The following is a 3,009-nucleotide window of genomic DNA, read 5'->3' on the forward strand; positions in this document are numbered from 1 at the left end:
GCGATCGCCGGGATCAGCGTCGCCGCGGTAGCGCCCGAGCCGATCACGACGACTTGCCTGCCGGCATGGTCGAGGTCCTCGGGCCAATTCTGCGGGTGCACGATCCGGCCGCGGAACTGCGCCATCCCCGGCCATTCCGGTGTGTAGCCCCGCTCGTGCCGGTAATAGCCCTGGCACATCCACAGGAAGCCGGCGCTGAGGCGGACCGCCGCGCCGGTATCGGTCCGGGTCCCGTCGATCGTCCACAAATTATCGGCGCTCGACCACGACGCCGAGGCGATCCGGTGGCGGTAGCGGATATGGCGAGCGAGGCCGTTCTCGTCGATGACCTCGCCCATGTAATGCAGGATCTCGGCGGCGGTGGCGATCGGCGGGCCGGTCCACGGCTTGAAGCGGTAGCCGAAGGTGTAGAGGTCGCTGTCCGAGCGAATGCCGGGATAGCGGTGGGTAAGCCAGGTGCCGCCAAAGCTCGTCTGCGCCTCGAGCACGACAAAGCTCGTGCCGGGGCATTGCGTCGTCAGATGGTAGGCGGCGCCGACCCCGGAGATGCCGGCGCCGACGATGACGACGTCGAAATGCTCGGTCGGCGCCGTCCCGGCGGATGCAGCTGCTTCGGTCATGGCCCTCGATTCTCCGGTGTTCGCCTGGGCGTCCCTACGTTAAGGCCCTGACCCAAAGTTTTGCACGGCCTAACCGCCGGCCGCAGAGGATCGCTTTCGAACCCGCAACGGCCGCTCAGCCTTGGCGGCCGGAGCCGCGCTAATCCCCAAAACGGGCTCTCGTAAGGTCCGCTGTCTGGCAATCAAGGCTCGCCGCGGTGATGTCCAATCGCGTCAGCCCTTCCGCCGCAACACTTCCGCCTCCTTGCGCCAAGCCGGCCAGTCGACCACGGCCGATTCTTCAACGGCCATGTCCTCCGGCGCGAGCTGGTCGGTGAACACGACCAGGTTCTGGCAGTCCCAGCGAGCGCTGGGGACCAGCAGGCCATCGAACCCGAGGAAATAGGCGGCGTCGCCAATCGCTTGGGTGCGCTCATAGTCGAGGTCGCCATAGCGATCCCGGCGCGCGCCCAACGCCTCGACCGCCGACAGGTCCACGAGCCGCAAGGCACGCCGGGTGCGGAGCGTGATACGGTGCAGCACCGAGACCAGCTTGGAAGGGAACACCGGTTGGCGGCTCAGGTGAAAGTGAATCTCGGCAAGCGATCCCTCGCGCGCGAGCGAGGTGTAGATCACGTCGAACGTGCCTGGGTCCCACCGTGCGGCGGCGGGATAGCCTTGCAAGGGATCACGACCCTCACGCGCGATGCGCCACACGGTCCCTTCATAGGGCGTCCGGGGCAGCGCATCCACTTTGTCCAGCAGCTCGATGTCGCGTGGACGTCCGTCCGCCATGGGCCGTTCAGATATAGGCGCCAGAGTCGAGGCGCTCGATCACCGCCAGCACCTCCTCGGTGCGGCCCGCGTTGATCAGGTCGATTGCGCGTTCGCTGTTCAGCAATGGGTGGCGCGCGTGCAGCCACAGCCGCGTTTCGTCCGGCGAGTAGAAGTCGGAGAGGCGGTCCACGACATAGCGCAGCTCGGCGATCACCGTCTGTGTGCGCAGCGAAGGGACCCCGTTGCCACGTGACCAGCGCGACACGGTGGGCGGCGAGGTGCCGACGATGTTGGCGATGTCCTTGCCCTGCAGGCCCCCGCGCTCGCGAAGGTCCTCCAGGATGCGGGCAACGGCGGTCGCCATCACCGCCTCGCGACACGAGCGCCGGCCGCCCCGTTGCCGCGGCGCGCCGGAGCATGGGCGTGGAGGCCGTCGCCCACTGTGGCATGCAGGTCTCTCAGAACTGGCCCCAACCGGGCCAGCCGCTCGTTGGTCCGCCGCAGCATCTCCGTCGCACCCGCATCCGCCAAGGCCAGCTTGGCCGCGGTCCCGGCGATTCGGGCGGCCGGATCGAGGTCGTGCTTCAGAAAGTCGTCGACGCGGCGCGCTTCGGGCACGCGCGATAGGCGCTCCAGCGGCTTGGTGCGCTGGCGCAGGTAATGCCCCTTGGGGTCCTTCAGTGTGTCGTTATGGCCGTTCGGGCAGCAGGCACGATCTTGGCAGCCTAGCAGCCTTCGGCCGCCGTCAGCCGACATCAACAGGTCTACTTGCTTTACGCTCAGCAAGCGATCGAGTCCCGGGACGAGTAAACGCTTCTCCCGCCCGCCGCCGCCAGCTGGAGGGACCAGAGGCTTGTTCCAATCACCCGCCGCGAACCGCTCCTTCTCTCCAAGGCCGTGGCTGATCCCGCCGGCTGCGCCGAAGGCGGCGATTGCGACGGCGGCCAGACCGCCCACTCCGTCGGCCACGATCGGCCGGTCTAGCTGCTGGAAGTCGACTGCCGCGGCGATGCAGCGCCGCAGCATCGGCGCCTCGGCGTCAGCGCCGAAACCCGAGACGCGGAGCCACAGATTGTCGAAAGGCAGATGCTTCAGGCCCGCGATCAGCACGCGCCGCTGCGCGGGATCGCGGAGCGAGCCGTATTTCAGCGTCAGCGGATAGTCGATCGCGATTGCCGCGCCGCCGGCCACATCGAGCGCGCGCCGCAAGTCCTCGCAAGCTTGCCGGTCGATCCCAAACCACGCGTCGGTCGACCCTTCCAGGAGGTGTGCCGGGGCCTGAACCGCATGGAAGCCGTGCTCGACCGCGAACCGCGCGATCTTGCCGATCACATCGTGGCTGCTCCCCTGGACAAAGTCCTCCAGCTGCAACGGCCGTTCCGGGTGAGCCCAGGGTGCCGATTTCGCCGCTCCGCCATAGCGGCCGACCGCTGAGAGTTCAGCCACGTTGGTGTCGAGCATCAGCTCGCGACCGGCGTCGACGAGTTGCCCGACCACATCCTTCTGACGTGTGAACGCAGAGGCCTCGACTACCACGCGCTCCACCGGGAGGCGGCCGGCCGCGAGAAGCTTTTCGACCTGACGATGGAAGGCACCCAGCCGCAGGTAGTGGGCAACCGGCTCTGGCTGGGGG

The 3,009-nt window shown here is 67.8% G+C and carries 4 protein-coding genes; all 4 read right to left on the reverse strand.

Annotation, left to right across the window (positions count from 1 at the left end):
- Positions 1–620, reverse strand: a 620-nt coding sequence (locus tag VH499_RS13910; protein WP_332053340.1) for an NAD(P)/FAD-dependent oxidoreductase, incomplete at its 3' end; no start/stop codon positions are given.
- A 213-nt stretch (positions 621–833) separates the two neighbouring features.
- Positions 834–1,394, reverse strand: a complete 561-nt coding sequence (locus VH499_RS13915) for an RES family NAD+ phosphorylase (protein ID WP_332053341.1) — start codon at positions 1,392–1,394, stop codon at positions 834–836.
- A 7-nt stretch (positions 1,395–1,401) separates the two neighbouring features.
- A complete protein-coding gene (locus VH499_RS13920; protein ID WP_332053342.1) occupies positions 1,402–1,740 on the reverse strand; it encodes a hypothetical protein in 339 nt (112 codons plus the stop codon).
- The coding region (locus VH499_RS13925) for a hypothetical protein (RefSeq protein ID WP_332053343.1) at positions 1,740–3,009 on the reverse strand (1,270 nt) is incomplete at its 5' end. The genes VH499_RS13920 and VH499_RS13925, both read right to left, overlap by 1 nt.

The organism is Reyranella sp. (assembly GCF_036558665.1).
Lineage (GTDB): Bacteria > Pseudomonadota > Alphaproteobacteria > Reyranellales > Reyranellaceae > Reyranella.

Coding starts and splice junctions, on each gene's coding strand:
- VH499_RS13915 (WP_332053341.1), bottom strand. CDS start 1,394: ATGGCGGACGGACGTCCACGCGACATCGAGCTGCTGGACAAAGTGGAT.
- VH499_RS13920 (WP_332053342.1), bottom strand. CDS start 1,740: ATGGCGACCGCCGTTGCCCGCATCCTGGAGGACCTTCGCGAGCGCGGG.